Below are 19018 nucleotides of genomic sequence, written 5' to 3'. Positions count from 1 at the left end.
GAACCGTGGGAAATGTGACCGCGACACACACGCGAGCACGCGGTCAACCGCGTGCTCTGTGCGATGCAGGTCAGCGCCTTGTCGGCGACCAGGAATCCTGGTCGTCCTCCGCGTCGTCCTCGTCGTCGTCGACGAACTCTTCGTTGTCGTCGTCGAAGTGATGGTCGGACTTACTGGCACCCGCCAGTTCGCGCTGCAAGGCGGTGAGGTCGGTGTTCGGGGAGTGGTACTTCAGCTCCCGGGCCACCTTCGTCTGCTTGGCCTTAGCACGGCCGCGCCCCATGGCTCGACCCCCTCGCACAGAATTCGGGGCAGCCCGAAGGCGGGCCCCGATGACGTCAGGCATCTCTCGTGGGTCTTACGGTACATGGACGATGCCGCCTTCGGCACCTCGGGTTGCGTGTGACACTGCCGCGCGTCGCGGTTTTCCTCTCCGGAACGCGCGGCACGTCACAAACCGCGCTCAGCCGAGGTAGATGGCGCGCAGTCGACCGACCTCCGCCATGCGCTGTTCGGCGAGTCGGTCAGCGGCCACGGCGGGCGAAACGCCCTCCTCATCGGCGAGCCGGAGGATGCGCTGGGTGGTCTCGAAGATGCCGGTGGCGCGCAGCTTGGCCCGCTCGAAGTTGAAGCCCTCGATCTCGTCCGCGACCTGGATCACACCGCCGGCGTTGAGCACGTAATCGGGCGTGTAGAGGATGCCCCGCTCTTCCAGGGACTTCTCGATGCCGAGGTGGGCCAGCTGGTTGTTGGCGCCACCGGCCACCACCTTGGCCCGCAGCACCGGGACGGTGTCGTCGTCCAGGGCGCCGCCGAGCGCGCAGGGCGCGTACACGTCGATGTCGGAGGTGATCAGCTCGTGGGTGTCGGCGACCAGCCGGATCTGCGGGTGGGTCGCACGGGCCCAGGCCAGGGCGGCCTCGTTCACGTCGGTGGCCACCACCGTGGCGCCGTCGGAGAGCAGGTGGCCGGCCAGATATTTGCCGACCTTGCCGAGGCCCGCGATGCCGACCGTGCGGCCGGACAGCGTCGGTGAGCCCCAGGTGTGCTCGGCCGCGGCCCGCATGCCCTGGAAGACGCCCCAGGCGGTCAGAATGGAGGAGTCGCCGGCGCCGCCGTGCTCGAGGCTGCGGCCGGTGACGTAGCGAGTCTCGCGGGCGATGACGTCCATGTCCGGCACGTAGGTGCCGACGTCGCAGGCGGTGTAATAGCGCCCGGCCAGCGACTGGACGAAGCGGCCGTAGGCCCGGAGCAGGCCCTCGGACTTGGCCCGGGCCGGGTCGCCCCAGATCACTGCCTTGCCGCCACCCAGGTCGAGACCGGCGAGGGCGTTCTTGTAGGCCATGCCGCGGGACAGCTTCAGCACATCGGCGAGGGCGGCGGCCTCGCTCTCGTACGGATAGAAGCGGGTGCCGCCGAGTGCCGGGCCCAGCGCGGTGGAATAGATGCCGATGATCGCCTTCAGGCCGGTCTGCCGGTCTTGGCAGAACACGACCTGTTCGTGCCCGCTGGCGTCGGTGCCGTCGGTGTCGAACACGCCCATCGCTGTTCTCCTGATCCTGGGTCGAGGCCTTTGTGAGGCCGGGGTGCCCGACGGGGTAAGCCGGACATAGCGAGCCTAGTAGGGGTTACCGCAAGGGGATTACGTCCGCGCGGGAAGTTCCATGGGGCCGAATTCGTGAAAGGATCGCGCCGTGCCGTCACTGTTCGCGTCGTACCTACGGGTTTACGAACCGCTGACCGCGTTCGACCGCGACCGACAGATCTTCTGGCGTCGGTACGCCCGAGAGGGCCGCGCTTTGGGCCCGGTCGACGGCCCGGTCAAGCAGCGCACCGCCGTGCTCGAGGCGCTCGGGGCCGGCTGGACGCGGCTGCCCGACCTCCCCGACGAGGCTTACGTGCTGGAGACCGGCGACACCCTGCTGGTCTGCCCGTGGAACCTGCGCCTGCGGGTGGCCGAGGCGGCGCTCAATGCCCGCGATGGCGTGCCCACCGTGCTGGCCGACGCATTCGTGCCGCCGGTGCTGGCCGGCCAGGCTCGCGCGATCGTGGAGGACTGGCGCAGTGGCGCCAAGGTCCTCGAGCACGGCGTTCCCCGGGTGCACGAGCAGATCGCCACCTGGGGCGTGCCACTGCGCTGGTTCGTCTTCGTCGACCTGGAGGAGCGGGAGATCGCGCTCGAGCCGGGCCGGCGCACCCTGCGCTACCGCACCGAGATCTCCAAGGCCCGGCGCCGGGCGCACCGTGCCGTTTCGGTGCTGCGCAAGTCGCTGGGGGACGCGCCGATCACCGAGGCGGTCGAGGAAGGCACTCGCTGGCTGGAGGAGTTCCACCCGCGGTCGGTGGTCGAACTCGACTACGGCGGCCTCGTCAACCTCCTCCCGGATGACGTCCTGTCCGAGGACGATTCACCCGGATTGGTGGCCGCCGGTCTGTCCGCGTTGTCGCGCGGCGACGCGGACGCAGCGTCGACGGCGTACGAGAAGCTCGTCGAGCGGTGGCGCGCGGTGCAACTTCTCGAACGCTGCAACTGAGCTGCGTAAATACGGACAGAAGGGCATGATTCACTGCCCGGGCAAGCCTCGTGGGAACGCTCCCGAAGTGAACACTCTTCGTAATCAATGCTAGGCGAAGCGTGATAATCGGACTAAACGAGGCACTATCTGGCGTAGAAAACACGTAAAAATCGGGCATGCTTCATCCGTCTATCTGGGGACCTTCGTCCGTTCGGCCCATGTCGGACATCGGGGACTAGCCGGACCATGAGAGACGCACCGGCCGGCGGGACCCCGGCCGATGTCTATAGGTACCTGTGGAGGAGTGACCGATGGCATCGCGTACGCACGATCCTGAGCCGCTACTAACCCCGGCCGAGGTGGCGTCGATGTTCCGCGTCGACCCGAAGACCGTCACCCGGTGGGCGAAGGCCGGCAAGCTCAGTGCAATCCGCACGCTGGGCGGCCACCGCCGTTACCGGGAGTCGGAGGTTCGTGCCCTGCTGCAGGGGCAGATTCCCACGCAGCGTCAAGGCGACTGAACGGACCTCGGTCGACAAGGACGAGATCGATGCAAGGGGCGAGCGCTGGGGAAGGCGATCGCCCCTTCTTCGTCTTTCGAGGCGAGCAGTTACGAGACCAAAATGATTACTGTCCCGTCGGCGCCACGGCGTAGCCGGCTGCCGATCAGGGTCATCCGGCCCATCAGGCCATATTTGCGGGTCAGCGCCTTGGTGACCCGGGGCGTGTCGGAAGCGTCGCCCAGCCGGGCGGTCGCCTCGACCGCCTCGCCGACGTTGTTGCCGCGCATGTCGCAGGCGGCCACCGTGACCCGTCCGCTGTTGCGGATGCGCTTCACCTTCCCGCTGTCACGGACGGTCCAGAACCCCAGGCCGGCGCCGTCGGGCATCACCCAGATCGGGGTCGACACCGCCCGGCCGTCTCGGCGGAACGTGGTGAGCAGGACGTACTTCTCGGAACCGAGTTGCTCCAGCGACGGCATGAGCCAAGAGTAGTGACCATGGAGCAGCCGCCGATAGGAGACGTCTTCGGTGAGATGATCCGGGATGCGCATGCCGTGCGCACCGGGGTCGGACCGCGACCGCTGGCCGGAGGCCGGGTGCCGCGACCGGTCATCGAGGTGATCGAGCGGGACGACGGCCTGATCAACGGCGCGCCCGCCGACCACTACCTGGGCGGTCCGAAGGAATGGCAGCCGCACGACCATCGCGCGATCAAGCTCTGCCGTGGCCAGGTGCTCGACATCGGCACCGGCGCGGGCCGGGTCGCGATCGAGCTTCAGCGGCGCGGGATCGCGGTGACCGGCCTGGACACCTCGCCCGGCGCGATCGAGATCGCCCGGCGGCGCGGCTTGCGCGACACGGTGGTCACGACCATTGATGCGTACGCCGCCGGCGCGACCACCCGATACGACACGTTCCTGCTGCTCGGCAACAACCTCGGGCTGTTCGAGAGCCGGGAACGCGCTCCGGTGCTGCTCGACGCACTGGCTCGCCTGGCCAACCCGGGCGCCCGGATCGTGGCGCAGGGCACCGACCCCTACGGCACCACCGACCCGGTGCACGTCGCCTATCACCGGCGTAACCGGGACAGCGGCCGGATCGGCGGCCAACTGCGGCTACGCCTGCGTTACCGGCTGCTGGCGACCGAGTGGTTCGACTACCTGAACTGTTCGCCGGCCGAGCTGGAGGAGCTGGTCAAGGGCAGCCGCTGGCAGGTTGTCTCGATCGATGACCGGGACCGTCCTTACTACCTTGCGGTTCTGGAGTTGATGCCGTGACCGCACTCACCCGCGAACAGGTTCGGGCCAGCCGCCGGATCTCGATGGTCCTGCGGCACCGGCCGGAGTCGGCCGGCCTGAGACTCGACGCTAACGGCTGGGTGCCGGTCGCCGACCTGCTCCGGGCGCTGGGCCTGACCCGCGCCGAACTCGACGTGATCGTCGAGAACAACGACAAGTCCCGGTTCGCGATCGACCGCCGCGCCGACGACGCCGACTGGATCCGGGCCAGCCAGGGGCATTCCAGCCGGGTCGCGGTCGATCTCGGCCTGCCTCCGGCCGATCCGCCCGCCGTGCTGTTCCACGGCACGCCGGTGTCCAACGTCGGCTCGATCCGCCGCGAGGGTCTGCGGTCGCGCAGCCGCCATCACGTACACCTCTCGAAGGATGTGCCGACCGCGCTGGTCGTCGGCCGGCGCCGGTCGGCCGAGGTGGCCGTCTTCGAAGTGGCCGCGGCGGCGATGGCTGAGTCCGGGCATGTGTTCCACCGCAGTGACAACGGCGTGTGGCTGACCTCCGAGGTGCCGGCCGGGTACCTCTCGCTAAAACCGACAAATCCGTAATCTTCCTGGTTGATCTACCATCCTAAGTGGCCGAACGGCCCGGCGAGCCGCCCGCCCGATTAGCGTGGTGGCATGGCGAGGATCACCCGGCGTGAGCTGATGAACCTCCTCGGTACGTTCGGTGTCGTCGCCGCCCTCGCCGGACTGGCATTCGGACTGCCGGCCGTCGACCGCGCGCTCTCCGCCGAACGCCCGCTGCAGGCCGGCGTCGCCGTCGATGTCGGCGCCGGCGTGACCGTCGTGCCCCCGCCCGGCGCCACCCTCGACGTCACCGGCACCCGCCCGGGCGACTCGATGGGATCCGTGTTCTTCCGGATCGGGGCGGTTCAATATCGGATCGCGGTGCGCCCGTTCGAGGGCGACCTCGAGACCGCCGCGGCCCAGCTCCGTCAGCGGATCACCGGCAACCGCGGCTACCAGGTCGCCAGCGCCCAACTGGCGGTCGACACCGCGGATGGGCTGGCCGGCCTGCAGGGTGGTTACACCGCACCCGGCCGCGGCGGACGGTACGCGGTCTTCGTCGGCGACCGCCGCACCATCGAGATCCTGATCAGCGGCAACGACCTCGACCTGGGCCGCACCCTGCCGCAGATCGAGGCGAGCACCCGCACCCTGCGGATCGACGGGACGGCCAAGTGATCGCGGACGAGGTTCGCCCGGGCCGGGCGGCGGCGCTCGCCGGGGTTCCGGCTTTCTGGGTGGTGGCCGCGTTGCTGATCGCCGGGGCGGTGCGGATGGTGCAGATCACCGGCCGCTTCGTCACGGCGTACCCCATCGCGACGCTTGTTGCCGTGCTGCTTTTCGCCGCGCTAGCCGTGCCGTTCTGGCTGGTCGTCCAGGAGCTCGACTTCCTCGAGCGGGAACCGACCGAGCTGCTGGTGCTGGCCTTCGCGTGGGGTGGTCTGGTCGCCACCAGCGTCTCCATCCCCGGCAGCACCGCCCTGGAGAACCTCGTCGCCAAGCTCGGCTCGCCACAACTGGCCGCGGGCTGGGGCGCCGCGCTGGCCGCGCCGGCGGTCGAGGAGGCGGCCAAGACCCTGGGCGTGGTCGCGATCGTGCTGATCGCCCGGCAGCAGATCAACAGCGTGCTGGACGGCGTGGTCTACGGCGCGATGGTGGGTCTCGGCTTCCAGATCGCCGAGGACATCGTCTTCGCGGTCGGCTCGGTCGCGCTGGCCGGCCAGGGCGACCGGGTGCAGCCGGTGATCACCACGTTCCTGCTGCGTGGCTTCCTGGCCGGGGTGTGGAGTCACACGCTGTTCGGCGCGCTGGCCGGCGCCGGCATCGGCTATCTCGTGGTGCGCCGCGACCGGGGGCTCGCCCGCCGCGTCGGGGTGGCGGCGCTGGCCCTGCTGGGCGCGTGGGCCTCGCACGCGCTGTGGAACTCGCCGCTGCTCAGCGACGGCCTCGGCAACGGCGCGGTCGCGCTGCTCGCCGTGCTGGTGCTCAAGGGCCTGCCGCCGCTGCTTCTGATCTTGTGGCTGGTGCGGCTCGCGCACGATCGCGAGGCGGATTACTACGTCGCCCGGCTCGCTACGCTCGGCGATCCCGAGCTGATCACGGACGGCGAGATGAAGGTGCTGGGCTCGGGTTCGGCGCGGGCTTCCGCCCGCCGTCTCGCCGGGGAGCGGGCCGGTGCCGCGGGCCGCCATGCCGTACGCCGTCTGCAGCGCGCGCAGGCCCGGCTGGCCGTCGAGCTGAGCCGCGAGGTGCCGACCGCCTCACTGAGTTGCGAGCAGATCCGGGTGCAGCGCCAGGTGTTGCGCGGCCTGGGCCATCCGGAGGCGATCGCCGGCCCGCGATCGTGGCGCCATACGGCCTCCACGGTCGCCACCACGCTGGTGGCGATCGCCGTCCTCTGGGTGGCGCTGTCCGCCTTGGGCGGCGCTTAAGGGCTCAGGACGCGGGCGGAAGGCCGCCGTCGCCGTCGACGATGGTTTCCGGGTTGCCGTCCTGGTCGAGGTCGACCATCGTGATGTCGACCTTGCCGTCACCGTCGGTGTCGAACTGGAACAGGTCGGGCTTGCCGTCGCCATCGGTGTCGGACACCCACACGTCCGGCTTGCCGTCGCCGGTGGTGTCGTTGGCGATGAGGTCGACGCGGTCGTCGCCACGCGTCTCGACGGTCTCCTGCGGCTCGGTCATGTGATCTCCTCAAGGGGCTGTTCGGTCATGCGAACAGTAGGGCTACCCGGCCACCTGCGCGAGCCGGCCGTTGTGATCGAAGTCGCAGGAAAGCCGCGCACCGGCAGGTAACGTTGCCCGTCATGGATATCGCGGCCGAGAGCATCAAGGACCTCTTCAGCGGGGGCGGTGGTGAGCTCGGCAAGCGGATGGGCATCGAGATCACCGAGGCCTCGCCGGAGCGGATCGTCGGCACCATGCCGGTCGAGAACAACACCCAGCCGTACGGCCTGCTGCACGGCGGCGCCTCCTGCGTGCTGGCCGAGACGCTCGGCTCGGTGGGCGCGGTGCTGCACGGGCAGACCGTCGACCGTCCGTTCGCGGTGGGCGTCGACATCAACGCCACCCATCACAAGGGCGCCCGTTCCGGGGTCGTCACCGGGGTCGCGACGCCGGTGCACCGCGGGCGCACGATGGCCACCTACGAGATCGTCATCACCGACGACTCCGGGGAACGGGTGTGCACGGCGCGGATCACCTGTCTTCTGCGCGGAGCGTGAATTTCCGTGCCAGCTGAGCCGTCAGCGAGCGCGCCTTGACCGGTCCACGTACCTTTCTTCACGTGACGGAGGTACCACAGCACGCGTTCGACGACGCGGCGCTCGTCCTGCAGAGTGCGCTCAGCGGCGACAGCGACGCGGTGGTCGGCACGTTCGACGCGGTAGTCGATCGCTCCGGCGTGGTCGGGGCGTATGACGTGGCCTGGTGCCTGGCCGCCACCATGGTCGGCCAGGTGCCGATCGGTGGGGCATGGACCCTCGACTTCCCGGGGATCGACGACGCGCGTTACGACAAACGCTGGGTCGCCCGGTTCGTCAGCGCGTATGTGAACGGCGACATCTCCACCGGCGAAGCCCTGTTCGGCGCGGCGATCGCCGACGGCCAGCTGCCCGACTGCCTGCTCGCCCTCGCCGGCTCGACGGTCGCCACCCTGCGGCACCGCGCCGCCTAGTTTTTCTTGAGGTAGAGCGCTTTCGCGTACTGCGCGGCGGCCGCCTCGTTGTACATCGACGCCTGCGCCATGTACCACTCGTTGTCGGACAGCGCCTTCTTCGCCTGCGTGGTGGCCGACCAGCGGATGTCGGCGTCTATCTCGGACAGGCCGCGGGCCTTGAACTGCCGCCGCAACGCCATCTTCCCGGAGCGGAACGCCTCGGCCGCCTCCTCCGCCGTCTTCATGGCGGCGAAGCCCTTCTCGCTGAGCGCCTCGGCCAAGCTCCACGCCGCCTGCTCCGCGGCGCTGGTGAACGTCAGCACACTGTTCCTCCTATCATCGATCGATGTTGCTGCTCATCGACCTGGACAACACTCTCGTTGACCGCACGGCGGCCTTCAAGAGCTGGGCGGAGGCCCGGTTCGGCCGGTCACACGTGGCGTGGCTGGCGGATGCGGACGGTAACGGCTACACCCCGAGGGAGGTGGTCGCGGCCCGGATCGCTGCCCGTTTTGGCGTTGACGAGCGAGAGATCCTTAATGACTTGCGAGCCGGGATGGTCGACTACCTGACGCTCGACCCGGCGGTGGAATCGGCGCTGGTCGCCGCGTCGGCCGCGGGATATGTCCCCTTTGTAGTCACGAACGGCGCCGTGGCTCAACAGGAGTCCAAGCTGCGGCGTACCGGCCTCGACCGGCTCGTCGCCGGCTGGACCATCTCCGAGGGCGCCGGGGCGCGCAAACCGGACCGGCGCATCTTCGAGACGGCCGCCGCGGCGGCCGGCCTTCCCCTCTCCGCCGACGGCTGGATGGTGGGCGACAACGAGGAGAACGACGTGGGCGGTGGCGCAACGGCCGGATTGCGTACGGGATGGGTCGCCAACGGCCGCGAGTGGCCCGCCCACCTGGCCTACCGCCCCACCGCGACCGCGGCAAATTGCGCCACCTTGCTCGAACAGGTAATCCGGTTAGCGTGAGCAGGGTGCGTCGGCTGAGCACCCTGTTGCTGCTCGTCCTGGTGGCGGGCTGCTCCGCGACGCCGTCGCCCGCCCCGACCTCGTCGCCGCCCGCCCCGACGCCGACCGTTGCGCAGTCGTGTCCGTCCACGGCTGACCTGCCGGCGGACGGTGAGCGGCAGGGCGTCGGTGACGGTGTGACGTTGTGGGCGCTCTTCTTCGCCGGCCGGGCGGTCGCCGGCCAGGAGATCAAAGTCGTCTGGCGGATGACCGGCGCCGGCGACCTGACGATGACCGCGACCGGCCCCGACGGCATCATCCGGAAACCGGCCTGGGGCCCGGAGGCGCACGGCGGGAGCTCCTACACCCGCCCCGGCGACGAGTGGGGCACGGGGTGGATCTTCCCCCGGTCGGGTTGCTGGACCGTCAACGCGTCCCGCGGCTCAGGGCGGGCTCACTTGGTCTTACGGGTTGCCTAGTCGTTCGAAGGGCTGGTTTGGACTAACGGCCCATCGACGACGTTGTGTAACGCGGTAATGGTGTATCGGTGACTGAACCGCATTCCCGCCGCCCGGTCCTGGTGGCATCGATGGTGGCGCTGGGCGTCTTCGCCGTGGGCGCTGCCGGCGCAGCGACCTTCAACGCCTTCGCCGGCGCCAATCCGAGACCCGCTTCGGCCGCTGCGGACATATCGTCCGCGGGAAACCCGGTGCCGCCCGCCGAGATCCCGCCGTCGATCGAGCTCGACCCGGCCGACCCGGCGGCGACGGCCACCGGGGTTCGCACGCGCACCACCGCGCCGACCACCAAGCGCCCGACCACGTCCAAGCCCGCCCGGGACAGCGAGTTCCCACCGCCGCCGCAGAAGCCGATCCCGACCAGGACGATCACCGCCGCCCCGGCCCCGTCCTATCAGGAAGACGTGGAGGCGGACGAGCCATGCGCCCCGGAGGGCGCGGTCGGCCACACCTCGGACGGCACCTTGATGTCCTGCGACCAACTGGGCACCGACCAGCGAAACCGCTGGACCGAGGTGATCCCACCCCCGCCGCTGAAGTAGCCGGCCGGCGCGGGCTTCTGAGCGGGCGCGGGGTCCGCCGGCCCCGGCGTTAAGACGGACGCAACGGGCCGGCGGACCCCGCTGGACCCGCCCAGGCGTACCAGGCGGGGGTCACGGCCGCAGCCACACCGCCTCGTCCCGGTGTGACTCCAGGGGGCCCGGGTAGTCGAGACCGTTGCGAACCTCGTCGGGCAGTCGCCACGGCTCGTGGACCGATGGGCCCTCGATCGCCTTGAGTTCGGGTATGTAGCGCCGAACGTACACGCCTTCGGGGTCGAAACGGTGGGCCTGCCGGATCGGATTGAAGCGACGGTAAGGGCGGCTGTCGTTGCCGGTGCCGGCCACCCACTGCCAATTGCCGGAATTGTTCGGAACGTCCCCGTCGAGCAGCCAGCGGAAGAACCACTGCAGGCCGAGCCGCCAGTCGATCCCGAGGTGCTTGGTCAGGAACGCGGCGGTGATCAGGCGGGCCCGATTGTGCATCCAGCCCTCGGCGCGCAACTGCCGCATCCCGGCATCGACGACCGGCACCCCGGTCAGACCGTCCTGCCAATGCTTCAGCGCATCCGGATCGTCTCGCCATTCGTCGGAGGCGCCGGGGCGATAGGCCTCGGTCGAGATTCGCGGGAAAGCGTTGACGACCTGGTAATAGAAATCGCGCCAGCACACCTGGCGGACAAACGGCTCGGCGCTGCGCTTCTTCGCCGCCTCGGCGACGGCCAAGGGCGAGAGACAACCGAAGCGGAGGTACGGGCTGAGCCGGCTCGTGGCATCGCCGGGCATGTCGTCGTGCCTGTCCCCGTACTCGTCAATCGCGTGCAACCACGACGAAAGCCGCCGCCGGCCCGCGGTTTCGCCGCCCTCGGCGGCTTCCGGTGAATGCCCGCCGGGAATCGCCGGCAGACGCCCGGCCGCCAGGCCCGAAGGCAGTTCTATTTTACGTGGGGTGGCCACCTCGTCGCGCCATTTCGCCGACTGCCAGGACCGGAAATAGGGGGTGAAGACCCGATAGGCCGGCCCGCCTCCGCCCGGTCGCAAGGTGCCCGGATCGACCACGGTCACGCCGGGAAAGAGGCGCAGCGCGATGCGCTGCCGATCACATTCTTCTTGCAGCCGGGTTTCGCGCTTTTTGGCGTACGTCGTGACGTCCGCGGCCATCCCGATCATGGTCGCCCCGACCTCGCCGGCGAGTTTGATCGTCTCGGCCACCGGATCTCCGCTGCGCAGCACGAGGTCGCCGCCCCGGCCACGCAATGATTCGCACAGGTCGGCGAGGGCCTGGTGCAGGAAGCGGTTCCGGTTCGGCGAGAGCGTGGACAGCGCGGGGTCGAGGACAAACAGCGGGACGACCCGGTCGGCGTTCGCGCAGGCCGCGGCGAGGGCCGGGTTGTCGTGGACCCGCAGGTCGCGGGTGAGCAGGACGACTGCGGTTCGCATCAGGCGGCCACCGGGGTGCCGGGGCGGGTGAGCAGGCTGCGCACCGCAACCGCGGCCCGGCGGGAGTTGGGCACGGTCGCGCGGCGGGTGAAGACGTCGTGATCGTTCGCTTCGACCTCGGCGAGGATGCCGCCGTAGAGCAGGTAGGCGGTGCGCATGCAGGCTTGCGACGCCGGTTCGAGGAGCGGGATGCCGGGGGCGGCCAGGCGATAGTGCTCGCGGGCACGGCTCACCTCGTACGCAATCAGTGGCTTGACCTTAGGGTTTCCGGGTTTGAGGTCATCCGGGGTGAGGCCGAAGCGGTCGAGATCTTCCCGGGGGAGGTAGACGCGGCCGCGTTCGAGGTCCTCGGCGATGTCGCGGATGAAGTTGGTGAGCTGGAACGCGAAGCCGAGCTGGCGAGCGGGCTCGCGCGCGGCGGCCGGATCGGTGGAGCCGAGGATAGGCAGCATCATCGTGCCGATCACCGCGGCCGAGCCGTCCATGTATTCGAGCAGGTCGTGGTAGGTGTCGTAGGACGTGATCGTCAGGTCCATCGCCATCGAGCGCAGGAACGTGGCGAAGTCGTCGACGTCGAGATCGAACACCGCGATGGTGTGCAGCACGGCCGGCAGCAGCGGGTCGTCGACCTTCTCACCGCGTAGGCCGGCCACGAAGCGCTCGGACCATTCGGTCAGCCGCTCGGCCTTTCGGTCCTCGGTGCGGTCGACGATCTCGTCGGCGTAGCGGGTGAAGCCGTAGAGGGCGTGCACGTGGCGGCGCTTCCAGGCCGGCAGCAGCCGGGTCGCCAGGTAGTAGGTGCGGCCATGTTGTTTGTGCAGCACGCGGCAGCGCTCGTAGGCACCGGCGAGATCCACTTTTCTCTCCCAAAATCGACGCACGAATCGACGCAACCCCAGAACCAGGGTACGGTACGTCTCGTGGTTCACGACACGCTCGAGGGAAACCGGCGCCGCGGATTACCCCGCCAGGCCAGCCGGCATTCCACCCTGATCGATGCCGTCGAGGGCACCCTCGCCGACTTCCTGGCCGCCCAGATCATCGGGCTCGACGCCGTCGACCCGGCCCTCGGCGGCCTCGCCCGCACCACACGGGATCTGGTGCTGGCAGGTGGGAAGCGGCTGCGCCCCACGTTCGCCTACTGGGGGTGGCGTGGGGCGACCGGCCCGGGCGAAACGCTCGGCCCGGTGCTGCCGGCGCTGGCCGCCCTCGAGCTGATGCACACGTTCGCGCTGGTGCACGACGACGTCATGGACGAGTCGGCCACCCGCCGCGGCCGGCCCACCGCGCACCGGCTCTTCGCCGGCCAGCACAGCCGGGCCGGGCGGATCGGCGATGCCGGCCGCTTCGGCACCACCGCGGCGATACTGGTCGGCGACCTGTGCCTGGTCTGGGCCGATCAGCTGCTGGCCCGCACCCCGCTGCCGACCGCGACGGTGTTCGCGGTCCGCTCCTGCTACGACCGCATGCGCGTCGAGGCGGTCGCCGGGCAATACCTCGACGTTCTCGGCGAGCACGAGCCGGAAGCGTGGTCCGCCGAGCGGGCGATGCTGGTCGCCCGGCTCAAGACGGCCAGTTACACCGTGCAGCGGCCGCTTCAGTTCGGCCTCGCGCTGGCCGGCCCGCTCGACTCCGACCTACATGACGTCTACGGCCGGTACGGCGAGCTGGTCGGCGAGGCCTTCCAACTGCGCGACGACCTGCTCGGTGTCTTCGGCGACCCGGAAGTCACCGGGAAACCGGCCGGTGACGACCTGCGCGCCGGCAAGCCCACCACCCTGCTGTTGCTAGCCAGACAGCTCGCTACCCCCGCGCAGCGAGCGGAGCTGGCCCTGGACCCCGCCGGAGCTGTCAACCCCGCCGACGGCTCCGGCGGGCCAAGCCTTTCGGGAATGGCTGATCTGATCAGGGAGACCGGCGCACTGGCGCAGGTCGAGGACATGATCCAGGAGCGGGTCGCGACCGCGGTGGCGTTACTGGCCGACACCCCGATGGATGCCGAGGCCCGCAGCACTCTGACCGAGCTGGCCGTTCGCGCCACGCAGCGCCCGGCATGATGTCCGGCATGCGAACCGTTGTTGGTCCCACCGAACGCGTGGTGGTCGTCGGCGCCGGACTCGCCGGGCTGGCCTGTGCGCTGCACCTGGCCGGGGCCGGGCGGCAGGTCACGGTCGTCGAGCGCGAGTCGGTTCCCGGCGGTCGTGCCGGGCGGCTGTCGCTGTCGGGCTACGAGTTCGACACCGGCCCGACGGTGCTGACCATGCCGTCGCTGATCGAGGAGCCGCTCGCCGCGGTCGGTGAGCGATTGTCCGATTGGCTGGAGCTGACCTCTCTCGACCCGGCATACCGGGCTTATTATCCCGACGGCTCCACTCTGGATGTTCGCACCGACACGGTCGCGATGGCCGCGGAGATCTCCCGGGTGTGCGGGCCCCGCGAAGCCGACGGCTACCTGCGCTTCGTCGAGTTCGCCCGCCAGTTGTGGGAGCTGGAACGCGACCACTTCATCGGCCGCAACCTCGACACCCCGGTCGACCTGGTCAACCTCAACCTGCTGAAACTCCTCGGCATGGGCGGGTTCCGCCGGCTGCACCCCAAGATCGCATCGTTCTTCCGCGACCCGCGCACCCAGCGGATCTTCTCGTTCCAGGCGATGTACGCCGGCCTCGCCCCGCACGACGCCCTCGCGATCTACGCGGTCATCGCCTACCTCGATTCGGTCGCCGGCGTCTACCACCCCAAGGGCGGCATGCACGCCGTTCCGAAGGCACTCGCCGGCGCGGCCGAGAAGCACGGCGTGACTTTCCGTTACGACACCACCGTCACGCGCGTCGAGATCACCAACGGCCGCGCCACCGGCGTGATCACCGCCGACGGCTCCCGTATCCCCGCCGACGTCGTCGTGCTCAACCCCGATCTGCCGATCGCCAACCGCGATCTCCTGCCGCCACGGCGGCAACGCCACCTGCGCTACTCACCCTCCTGCGTGGTGCTGCACATCGGTTCCAAGCAGACGTACGGCAAGATCGCCCACCACAACATCCATTTCGGTACGCAGTGGAAGCGCACCTTCGACGAGGTGATCAGGGACGGATTGTTGATGAGCGACCCGTCACTGTTGGTGACGAATCCCTCGTTGACGGATCCGTCGGTGGCGCCGGCCGGGCGACAGACCTACTACGTGCTCGCGCCGACTCCCAACCTCGACTCCGGCCCGATGAACTGGCGGGGCGGCCTCGCCGAGCGATATGCGGCGTCGCTCGTCCAAACGTTGGAGAAGCGCGGATATGTGGGATTCGGGGACAGCATCGAAGTGCAGCAGGTGATCACGCCGGCCGACTGGGCGGATCAGGGGATGGCGGCCGGCACGCCGTTCGCGGCCGCGCACACGTTCGGCCAGACCGGCCCGTTCCGGCCGTCCAACCTGCACCCCGTCTATCCGAACGTGGTCTACACCGGCTCCGGCACCCAGCCCGGCGTCGGCGTGCCGATGGTGCTGATCTCCGGAAAGCTGGCCGCGTCGCGGATCGTCGAGGGGCGCCGGTGACCGCCCGCGAAGCGCACGTCGTCGAGCTCGTCTCCGCGGACGGCGCGGCCGTCGGGTCGGACACCGTCGAATCGGCCCATCGCGCTCCGGGCCGGCTGCATCGGGCGTTCTCGGTGTTCCTGCGGGATGCCGACGGGCGGGTTCTGCTGCAACAGCGGGCCGCGGTCAAGACCCGGTTCCCGCTGCGGTGGGCCAACACCTGCTGCGGGCATCCCGGCCCCGGCGAGGACCTGGCCGTCGCCGCGCAGCGCCGGTTGGCCGAGGAGCTCGGGCTTCCCGCGCCGGACCTGGTCGAGGTGGGTGTGCACACCTATCGGGCCGAGGACCCGGCCAGTGGGCGGGTCGAGCACGAGTACGACCACGTGCTCCTCGGGGATCTGCCCGCCGGGGTGCGGCCGGCGCCCGCCCCGGACGAGGTCGCCGACCTGCGGTGGGTGTCGGTGCCGGAACTACTCGCCGAGATCTCGGCCGACCCGGGGCCGTTCGCGCCCTGGCTTCCGGGCGTGACCGCCCAACTGGCCTCCGCCATCCCCTCCCAACCTGCCGCTGCCGATCACTCGGTGGCGTTTACTGACGATGCTCCGGAGCGGTCGGGTGGCCGATGAGGCGCTGAGCGCCGGCGCCGTCGCGCGGCGGCTTGGCGTGGCGGTCACCACCCTGCGGACCTGGCATCAGCGGTACGGGCTGGGGCCGAGCCGCCACGTGCCCGGGCAGCACCGGCGATACACGGCCCAGGATCTCAACCGGCTCGAGGTGATGCTCCGCCTCACGTCACGGGGAGTGGCGCCGGCGGAGGCGGCCGCGTGGGCTCGACGTACACCCGCGGCCTTGGATTTGGCTCCTGGCCCTTCCGCTCCTGGCCCTTCCGCTCCTGATCTTTCCGCTCCTGCCGCCGGCGTTCTTCCTGGCCATGGGCCGGATGGCGGTGGGCTTGCCATTCCGCTCGGTCACGTCGTGCCGGCCGCGCGAGGGCTCGCTCGTGCCGCGATGCGGCTCGACGCGTCCCTGATGCGCGACATCCTCGCCACCGCCATCGTGGAAAGCGGGGTGATCGACGCCTGGAACGACGTCGCCATGCCGGTGCTGCTGGGAATCGGCGAGCGGTACGAGACCACTCGGCGTTTCATCGAGGTCGAGCACCTGATCTCGCGCTGCATCACCGAGGTGCTGAGCGCCGTGCCCCGGCCGCCGTCCTCGTTGACCCCACGCGTGCTGCTCGCCGCCGCCGACGAGGAACAGCACACCCTGCCGCTGGAGGCGCTGTCCGCCGCGCTTGCCGAGGCGGGGATCCCCAGCCGGCTGCTGGGCGCCCGGGTGCCGCCCCAGGCCCTCGAGGACGCCATCATCCGCACCGGCCCCGCCGCCGTGCTCCTCTGGTCGTCGATGCCCCGAACCGGAGACCCCGCTCAACTTGCTCGGGTGGCGGCAAACCCGCACCCACCCCTGCTGCTGGCGACCGCCGGCCCCGGCTGGCCCGCTGCCGATCTGCCCGAAGGCGTGCTCCACTTCAACGCCCTGGTTCCGGCCCTCGATCTGCTCCGAGCCGTGGCCGGCTGACGTTTTACCTGGTCAGAGTCATTTCGGATACCGGTTTGGAGAGGACGCGGTGGATCACGTATGCTTTCCAAGCCTCAAGCGGGGCCCGGTTGGGGTCTACGCCGCTATGTAAAGCAGACATGCAATACTGGCGGAGTTGCCCTCATCGTCTAGTGGCCCAGGACGCCGCCCTTTCAAGGCGGTAGCACGGGTTCGAATCCCGTTGGGGGTACTGGTAGGTTAGTGGCGCAAGCTACCGACCAGCCGGAGCAAGACAGATAGTTGAATAGCAAGGTCCTGTGGAGCAGTTGGAGTGCTCGCCGCCCTGTCAAGGCGGAGGTCGCGGGTTCAAGTCCCGTCAGGACCGCAAGCAACACCTGGCCAGGTAGCTCAGTTGGTACGAGCGTCCGACTGAAAATCGGAAGGTCGGCGGTTCGACCCCGCCCCTGGCCACGAGTTAATGCGTAAGCCCCGGACCGATGGTCTGGGGCTTTTTGTTTCTCTTGATTGACCCTGGGATCGACTGCGGCCATCTCGGCGGGTGTCGTCGGCCGAGGTCGAACATTGGCTGGATGTCGATCGGTTCGAGGACTGCGATCAAGACCGCCTCCCGATCGTGACGAGGCTGAACCCCTGGATCGCGGCGCGTGCCAGGACCGGGCGATCTGGCAGCAGCGATCTCGTCTCTGTTCATGAGACCCCAGCCCCAGCGCAAGTCGCTGCCGCCTGCGGGATCGAAAAAGGCACGCCGGTGGTGGCGCGTCACCAACTGCTCAGGCTGGACGATGAGCCGGCCGAACTCGTGGGGACGTACTACCCAACCGAGATCGCACGCGGAAGTGCTCTCGCTGAGATGAAGAAGATCAAGGGTCGGCTGTCACTTGCCTATCGTGCTGAGAGGCGGTGACCGGAAGCGGGACGCCGGCGCCGTCCTTGGCCTTTCGGCTTCTGGACGGCGCCGGGTCGGCGGGATGAGGTCAGCGGACACCAGCCAGGTCCGCTGTTCGCCCCCTCATTCCCGCCTCCTTGATCCCTCTTCCGCGACGGTGAGAATCGGCGGGGGCGGGGGTTGCTTTAGAAGTTCGCGGTTTTGGGTTCGGCTTTCTTGAGAGCCTCTTCGATTCGGTCGACGGTGGTGAAGTCGCCCAGGCGGCGCGTTACGTAGGCGATTGCCAGGTCTCGGGTTGGGTCGGCCCAGCCGGCGTTGCCACCCAGGCCGCCCTGGCCCCAGGTGCCGTCGGGTTCGATCTGCACGCCCAGGCCCCATGTCACCTCGGACTCCAGGAACAGGTCGGTGCCGGTGTGCTGTGGGACGGCCAGGTCGGGGAGGCGGCCGTCCAGGATCGCGGCGTAGAAGCGGGCTATCGCCATGGACGTGGCGTGGATGTTCACCGCCGGGACGGCCGCGCGGCGCCACAGCGGGGAGTTGACCACGGCGAGGTCGCGGGCGCCCGGTGGGTTGGAGACCGCTCGCGCGTGAACCGAATCGGGAGCGCCGAGCATGCGGGCCGGCCAGTCGGGGGCGTCGAACTCGAGCTCGGCGCAGCGGGCAATGTCCTCGTCGGACAGTGCGAACGCCAGGTCGAGGTCGAATGGAGCGGCGATCTCCTCGGCCACGAATCGGGCCGGCGGGCGGCCGTCGACCCGGCGGACCAGCTCGCCCAGCAGATGTCCGTAGGTGAGGGCATGCTCGGCCGCCACCGTGCCCGGCTCCCATTCCGCGGTCGCCTCGGCCAGGTCGGTGCAGAGAAGGTCCCAGTCGGACCAGGCCTCGACCGGCCTCGCGACCGGGAAGGACGGCAGGGCCGCGAGGTGCGACAACAGATCCCGTACGGAAGCGGTGGTCTTGAACGACGGCCAGTAGGCTGCCGTCGGCGCCGGCAGTGACACCTGGCCGCGTTGCACCAGCTGCATCACCGCGGCCGCCATCACCGGCTTGCCGACCGAGTAGACGTTGACGAGCGTGTGCTCGTCCCAGGGGATGGTGCGGGCCGAGTCGCGCCAACCCTCGTGGAGGTCCACCACGGGGCGACCGTGGTGCAGGACGGTCAGCGCGGAGCCGCCGCGCGGGTCGGCGGCGAACGCTTCGCCGACTGCTTCGAAGCCTGGAGCGAGCATGAGCGAACCGTAAGCCGCCGGTACGACATTGTCGGTTTACCCGCGCTGAGCTGCGAAGATGCGGGACACTGGGGGCCGATTTGGAGCCCGGGGAACGAGCCTGTAATGTTTTCCGAGCCGGCAGGGACGCGGACGAAGCAGCGGAGAGATTCGCAGCGGCCGTCCTGCCAAATCCTACGAACTTTGGATCGCAGCCATGCTGCGCGCCTGAGCCGCGGGATGTAGTAGGGCAGAAGGACACCAACCGGGAGATACCGGTTGACACGGTCCAGAAGGCCTAGTAAGGTTGATCGAGTGCCCCGAGGGCAAGATTGCTTCGGGTGCGGTTGTTCTTTGAGAACTCAACAGGGTGCTAGATAAGCCAGTGCCAAAAGTTTTATCCCTGGCC

At 69.4% G+C, this 19018-nt stretch carries 24 protein-coding genes and 3 tRNA genes; 19 read left to right on the top strand and 8 right to left on the bottom strand.

Annotated features, from left to right (window positions below):
- Positions 1-70: 70 nt before the first annotated feature.
- Together AB0E90_RS41480 and AB0E90_RS41475 are read right to left on the bottom strand one after the other, a co-directional pair.
- The gene (locus AB0E90_RS41480; RefSeq protein ID WP_360417801.1) at positions 71-283 is read right to left on the bottom strand and encodes a DUF3073 domain-containing protein; all 213 of its coding nucleotides are present in this window, start codon (positions 281-283) and stop codon (positions 71-73) included.
- A 180-nt stretch (positions 284-463) separates the two neighbouring features.
- On the bottom strand, positions 464-1543 hold the full coding sequence (locus tag AB0E90_RS41475) for a Glu/Leu/Phe/Val dehydrogenase dimerization domain-containing protein (protein ID WP_360417799.1): 1080 nt from the start codon (positions 1541-1543) through the stop codon (positions 464-466).
- Between the two features lie 151 nt (positions 1544-1694).
- Between AB0E90_RS41475 and AB0E90_RS41470 the strand changes: the two genes are divergently transcribed.
- Together AB0E90_RS41470 and AB0E90_RS41465 are read left to right on the top strand one after the other, a co-directional pair.
- Positions 1695-2534, top strand: coding sequence for a hypothetical protein (locus AB0E90_RS41470; RefSeq protein WP_360417798.1), 840 nt, complete (start codon positions 1695-1697; stop codon positions 2532-2534).
- Between the two features lie 293 nt (positions 2535-2827).
- The gene (locus tag AB0E90_RS41465) at positions 2828-3037 is read left to right on the top strand and encodes a BldC family transcriptional regulator (protein ID WP_014687221.1); all 210 of its coding nucleotides are present in this window, start codon (positions 2828-2830) and stop codon (positions 3035-3037) included.
- Between the two features lie 89 nt (positions 3038-3126).
- On the opposite strand, the gene AB0E90_RS41460 is transcribed toward AB0E90_RS41465, so the two are convergent.
- A complete protein-coding gene (locus AB0E90_RS41460; RefSeq protein ID WP_360417797.1) occupies positions 3127-3498 on the bottom strand; it encodes a PPOX class F420-dependent oxidoreductase in 372 nt (123 codons plus the stop codon).
- An 18-nt stretch (positions 3499-3516) separates the two neighbouring features.
- On the opposite strand from AB0E90_RS41460, the gene AB0E90_RS41455 reads away from it, so the two are divergent.
- From AB0E90_RS41455 to AB0E90_RS41440, 4 genes are all read left to right on the top strand, one after another.
- Positions 3517-4296 (top strand): class I SAM-dependent methyltransferase, encoded by a 780-nt coding sequence (locus AB0E90_RS41455; RefSeq protein WP_360417796.1) that lies wholly within the window; start codon positions 3517-3519, stop codon positions 4294-4296.
- A complete protein-coding gene (locus tag AB0E90_RS41450; protein ID WP_360417795.1) occupies positions 4293-4859 on the top strand; it encodes an RNA 2'-phosphotransferase in 567 nt (188 codons plus the stop codon). The genes AB0E90_RS41455 and AB0E90_RS41450 overlap by 4 nt, the downstream gene beginning before the upstream one ends.
- A gap of 72 nt (positions 4860-4931) precedes the next feature.
- Positions 4932-5498, top strand: coding sequence for a hypothetical protein (locus tag AB0E90_RS41445; RefSeq protein ID WP_360417794.1), 567 nt, complete (start codon positions 4932-4934; stop codon positions 5496-5498).
- A complete protein-coding gene (locus AB0E90_RS41440) occupies positions 5495-6751 on the top strand; it encodes a PrsW family intramembrane metalloprotease (RefSeq protein WP_360417793.1) in 1257 nt (418 codons plus the stop codon). Before AB0E90_RS41445 ends, AB0E90_RS41440 begins: the two co-directional genes overlap by 4 nt.
- A gap of 4 nt (positions 6752-6755) precedes the next feature.
- Here the strand turns inward: AB0E90_RS41440 and AB0E90_RS41435 are convergent, their stop codons facing one another.
- Positions 6756-7004, bottom strand: coding sequence for a hypothetical protein (locus AB0E90_RS41435; protein ID WP_360417792.1), 249 nt, complete (start codon positions 7002-7004; stop codon positions 6756-6758).
- A gap of 122 nt (positions 7005-7126) precedes the next feature.
- Between AB0E90_RS41435 and AB0E90_RS41430 the strand changes: the two genes are divergently transcribed.
- Together AB0E90_RS41430 and AB0E90_RS41425 are read left to right on the top strand one after the other, a co-directional pair.
- Entirely contained in the window at positions 7127-7543 is a 417-nt protein-coding gene (locus tag AB0E90_RS41430; protein ID WP_360417791.1) for a hotdog fold thioesterase, read from the top strand.
- 62 nt (positions 7544-7605) lie between these two features.
- The gene (locus AB0E90_RS41425) at positions 7606-7995 is read left to right on the top strand and encodes a hypothetical protein (RefSeq protein WP_360417790.1); all 390 of its coding nucleotides are present in this window, start codon (positions 7606-7608) and stop codon (positions 7993-7995) included.
- Here AB0E90_RS41425 and AB0E90_RS41420 read toward each other — a convergent pair.
- The gene (locus AB0E90_RS41420) at positions 7992-8300 is read right to left on the bottom strand and encodes a hypothetical protein (protein WP_360417789.1); all 309 of its coding nucleotides are present in this window, start codon (positions 8298-8300) and stop codon (positions 7992-7994) included. The two genes, AB0E90_RS41425 and AB0E90_RS41420, sit on opposite strands and share 4 nt — an antisense overlap.
- A 23-nt stretch (positions 8301-8323) precedes the next feature.
- On the opposite strand from AB0E90_RS41420, the gene AB0E90_RS41415 reads away from it, so the two are divergent.
- The 3 genes from AB0E90_RS41415 to AB0E90_RS41405 all read left to right on the top strand — a co-directional run bounded on the left by AB0E90_RS41415 (position 8324) and on the right by AB0E90_RS41405 (position 9992).
- Positions 8324-8953, top strand: coding sequence for an HAD family hydrolase (locus AB0E90_RS41415; RefSeq protein WP_360417788.1), 630 nt, complete (start codon positions 8324-8326; stop codon positions 8951-8953).
- Between the two features lie 5 nt (positions 8954-8958).
- Positions 8959-9411, top strand: a complete 453-nt coding sequence (locus tag AB0E90_RS41410; RefSeq protein WP_360417787.1) for a hypothetical protein — start codon at positions 8959-8961, stop codon at positions 9409-9411.
- A 68-nt stretch (positions 9412-9479) separates the two neighbouring features.
- Positions 9480-9992, top strand: coding sequence for a hypothetical protein (locus AB0E90_RS41405; protein ID WP_360417786.1), 513 nt, complete (start codon positions 9480-9482; stop codon positions 9990-9992).
- A gap of 111 nt (positions 9993-10103) precedes the next feature.
- Here the strand turns inward: AB0E90_RS41405 and AB0E90_RS41400 are convergent, their stop codons facing one another.
- Together AB0E90_RS41400 and AB0E90_RS41395 are read right to left on the bottom strand one after the other, a co-directional pair.
- Positions 10104-11429 carry a deoxyribodipyrimidine photo-lyase gene (locus AB0E90_RS41400; protein WP_360417785.1) on the bottom strand — a complete coding sequence of 442 codons (1326 nt, stop codon included), beginning with the start codon at positions 11427-11429 and terminating at the stop codon, positions 10104-10106.
- Positions 11429-12286: a phytoene/squalene synthase family protein gene (locus tag AB0E90_RS41395; RefSeq protein WP_360417784.1), complete on the bottom strand. Its 858-nt coding sequence runs from the start codon at positions 12284-12286 to the stop codon at positions 11429-11431. The genes AB0E90_RS41400 and AB0E90_RS41395 overlap by 1 nt, the downstream gene beginning before the upstream one ends.
- Positions 12287-12349: 63 nt before the next feature.
- On the opposite strand from AB0E90_RS41395, the gene AB0E90_RS41390 reads away from it, so the two are divergent.
- The 8 genes from AB0E90_RS41390 (at position 12350) to AB0E90_RS41355 (ending at position 17419) form a co-directional block, all read left to right on the top strand.
- Positions 12350-13486, top strand: coding sequence for a polyprenyl synthetase family protein (locus tag AB0E90_RS41390; RefSeq protein WP_360417783.1), 1137 nt, complete (start codon positions 12350-12352; stop codon positions 13484-13486).
- Between the two features lie 8 nt (positions 13487-13494).
- Positions 13495-14976 carry a phytoene desaturase family protein gene (gene crtI / locus AB0E90_RS41385; RefSeq protein WP_360417782.1) on the top strand — a complete coding sequence of 494 codons (1482 nt, stop codon included), beginning with the start codon at positions 13495-13497 and terminating at the stop codon, positions 14974-14976.
- Positions 14973-15581 (top strand): isopentenyl-diphosphate Delta-isomerase, encoded by a 609-nt coding sequence (gene idi, locus AB0E90_RS41380; protein ID WP_360417781.1) that lies wholly within the window; start codon positions 14973-14975, stop codon positions 15579-15581. The genes crtI and idi overlap by 4 nt, the downstream gene beginning before the upstream one ends.
- Positions 15571-16533 carry a MerR family transcriptional regulator gene (locus AB0E90_RS41375; protein ID WP_360417780.1) on the top strand — a complete coding sequence of 321 codons (963 nt, stop codon included), beginning with the start codon at positions 15571-15573 and terminating at the stop codon, positions 16531-16533. The genes idi and AB0E90_RS41375 overlap by 11 nt, the downstream gene beginning before the upstream one ends.
- A 138-nt stretch (positions 16534-16671) precedes the next feature.
- A tRNA-Glu gene (locus AB0E90_RS41370) sits at positions 16672-16744 on the top strand.
- A 61-nt stretch (positions 16745-16805) separates the two neighbouring features.
- Positions 16806-16879 (top strand) — tRNA-Asp (locus AB0E90_RS41365).
- Positions 16880-16891: 12 nt separating this feature from the next.
- Positions 16892-16965 (top strand) — tRNA-Phe (locus AB0E90_RS41360).
- Between the two features lie 88 nt (positions 16966-17053).
- Positions 17054-17419 (top strand): UTRA domain-containing protein, encoded by a 366-nt coding sequence (locus AB0E90_RS41355; protein WP_360417779.1) that lies wholly within the window; start codon positions 17054-17056, stop codon positions 17417-17419.
- A gap of 167 nt (positions 17420-17586) precedes the next feature.
- Here AB0E90_RS41355 and AB0E90_RS41350 read toward each other — a convergent pair whose 3' ends face one another.
- Positions 17587-18630 carry a serine hydrolase domain-containing protein gene (locus tag AB0E90_RS41350; protein ID WP_360417778.1) on the bottom strand — a complete coding sequence of 348 codons (1044 nt, stop codon included), beginning with the start codon at positions 18628-18630 and terminating at the stop codon, positions 17587-17589.
- Between the last annotated feature and the right edge of the window lie 388 nt (positions 18631-19018).

Origin of the sequence: Actinoplanes sp. NPDC026619, assembly GCF_040638295.1 — a bacterium.
In the GTDB taxonomy this organism is placed as follows: Bacteria; Actinomycetota; Actinomycetes; order Mycobacteriales; family Micromonosporaceae; genus Actinoplanes.
Note: the sequence above shows the minus strand (reverse complement) of the source record. Positions and strands in the feature narration are given on the sequence as shown.

Coding starts and splice junctions, on each gene's coding strand:
- AB0E90_RS41480 (WP_360417801.1), bottom strand. CDS start 283: ATGGGGCGCGGCCGTGCTAAGGCCAAGCAGACGAAGGTGGCCCGGGAG.
- AB0E90_RS41475 (WP_360417799.1), bottom strand. CDS start 1,543: ATGGGCGTGTTCGACACCGACGGCACCGACGCCAGCGGGCACGAACAG.
- AB0E90_RS41465 (WP_014687221.1), top strand. CDS start 2,828: ATGGCATCGCGTACGCACGATCCTGAGCCGCTACTAACCCCGGCCGAG.
- AB0E90_RS41460 (WP_360417797.1), bottom strand. CDS start 3,498: ATGCCGTCGCTGGAGCAACTCGGTTCCGAGAAGTACGTCCTGCTCACC.
- AB0E90_RS41455 (WP_360417796.1), top strand. CDS start 3,517: ATGGAGCAGCCGCCGATAGGAGACGTCTTCGGTGAGATGATCCGGGAT.
- AB0E90_RS41445 (WP_360417794.1), top strand. CDS start 4,932: ATGGCGAGGATCACCCGGCGTGAGCTGATGAACCTCCTCGGTACGTTC.
- AB0E90_RS41435 (WP_360417792.1), bottom strand. CDS start 7,004: ATGACCGAGCCGCAGGAGACCGTCGAGACGCGTGGCGACGACCGCGTC.
- AB0E90_RS41430 (WP_360417791.1), top strand. CDS start 7,127: ATGGATATCGCGGCCGAGAGCATCAAGGACCTCTTCAGCGGGGGCGGT.
- AB0E90_RS41415 (WP_360417788.1), top strand. CDS start 8,324: ATGTTGCTGCTCATCGACCTGGACAACACTCTCGTTGACCGCACGGCG.
- AB0E90_RS41400 (WP_360417785.1), bottom strand. CDS start 11,429: ATGCGAACCGCAGTCGTCCTGCTCACCCGCGACCTGCGGGTCCACGAC.
- crtI (WP_360417782.1), top strand. CDS start 13,495: ATGCGAACCGTTGTTGGTCCCACCGAACGCGTGGTGGTCGTCGGCGCC.
- AB0E90_RS41350 (WP_360417778.1), bottom strand. CDS start 18,630: ATGCTCGCTCCAGGCTTCGAAGCAGTCGGCGAAGCGTTCGCCGCCGAC.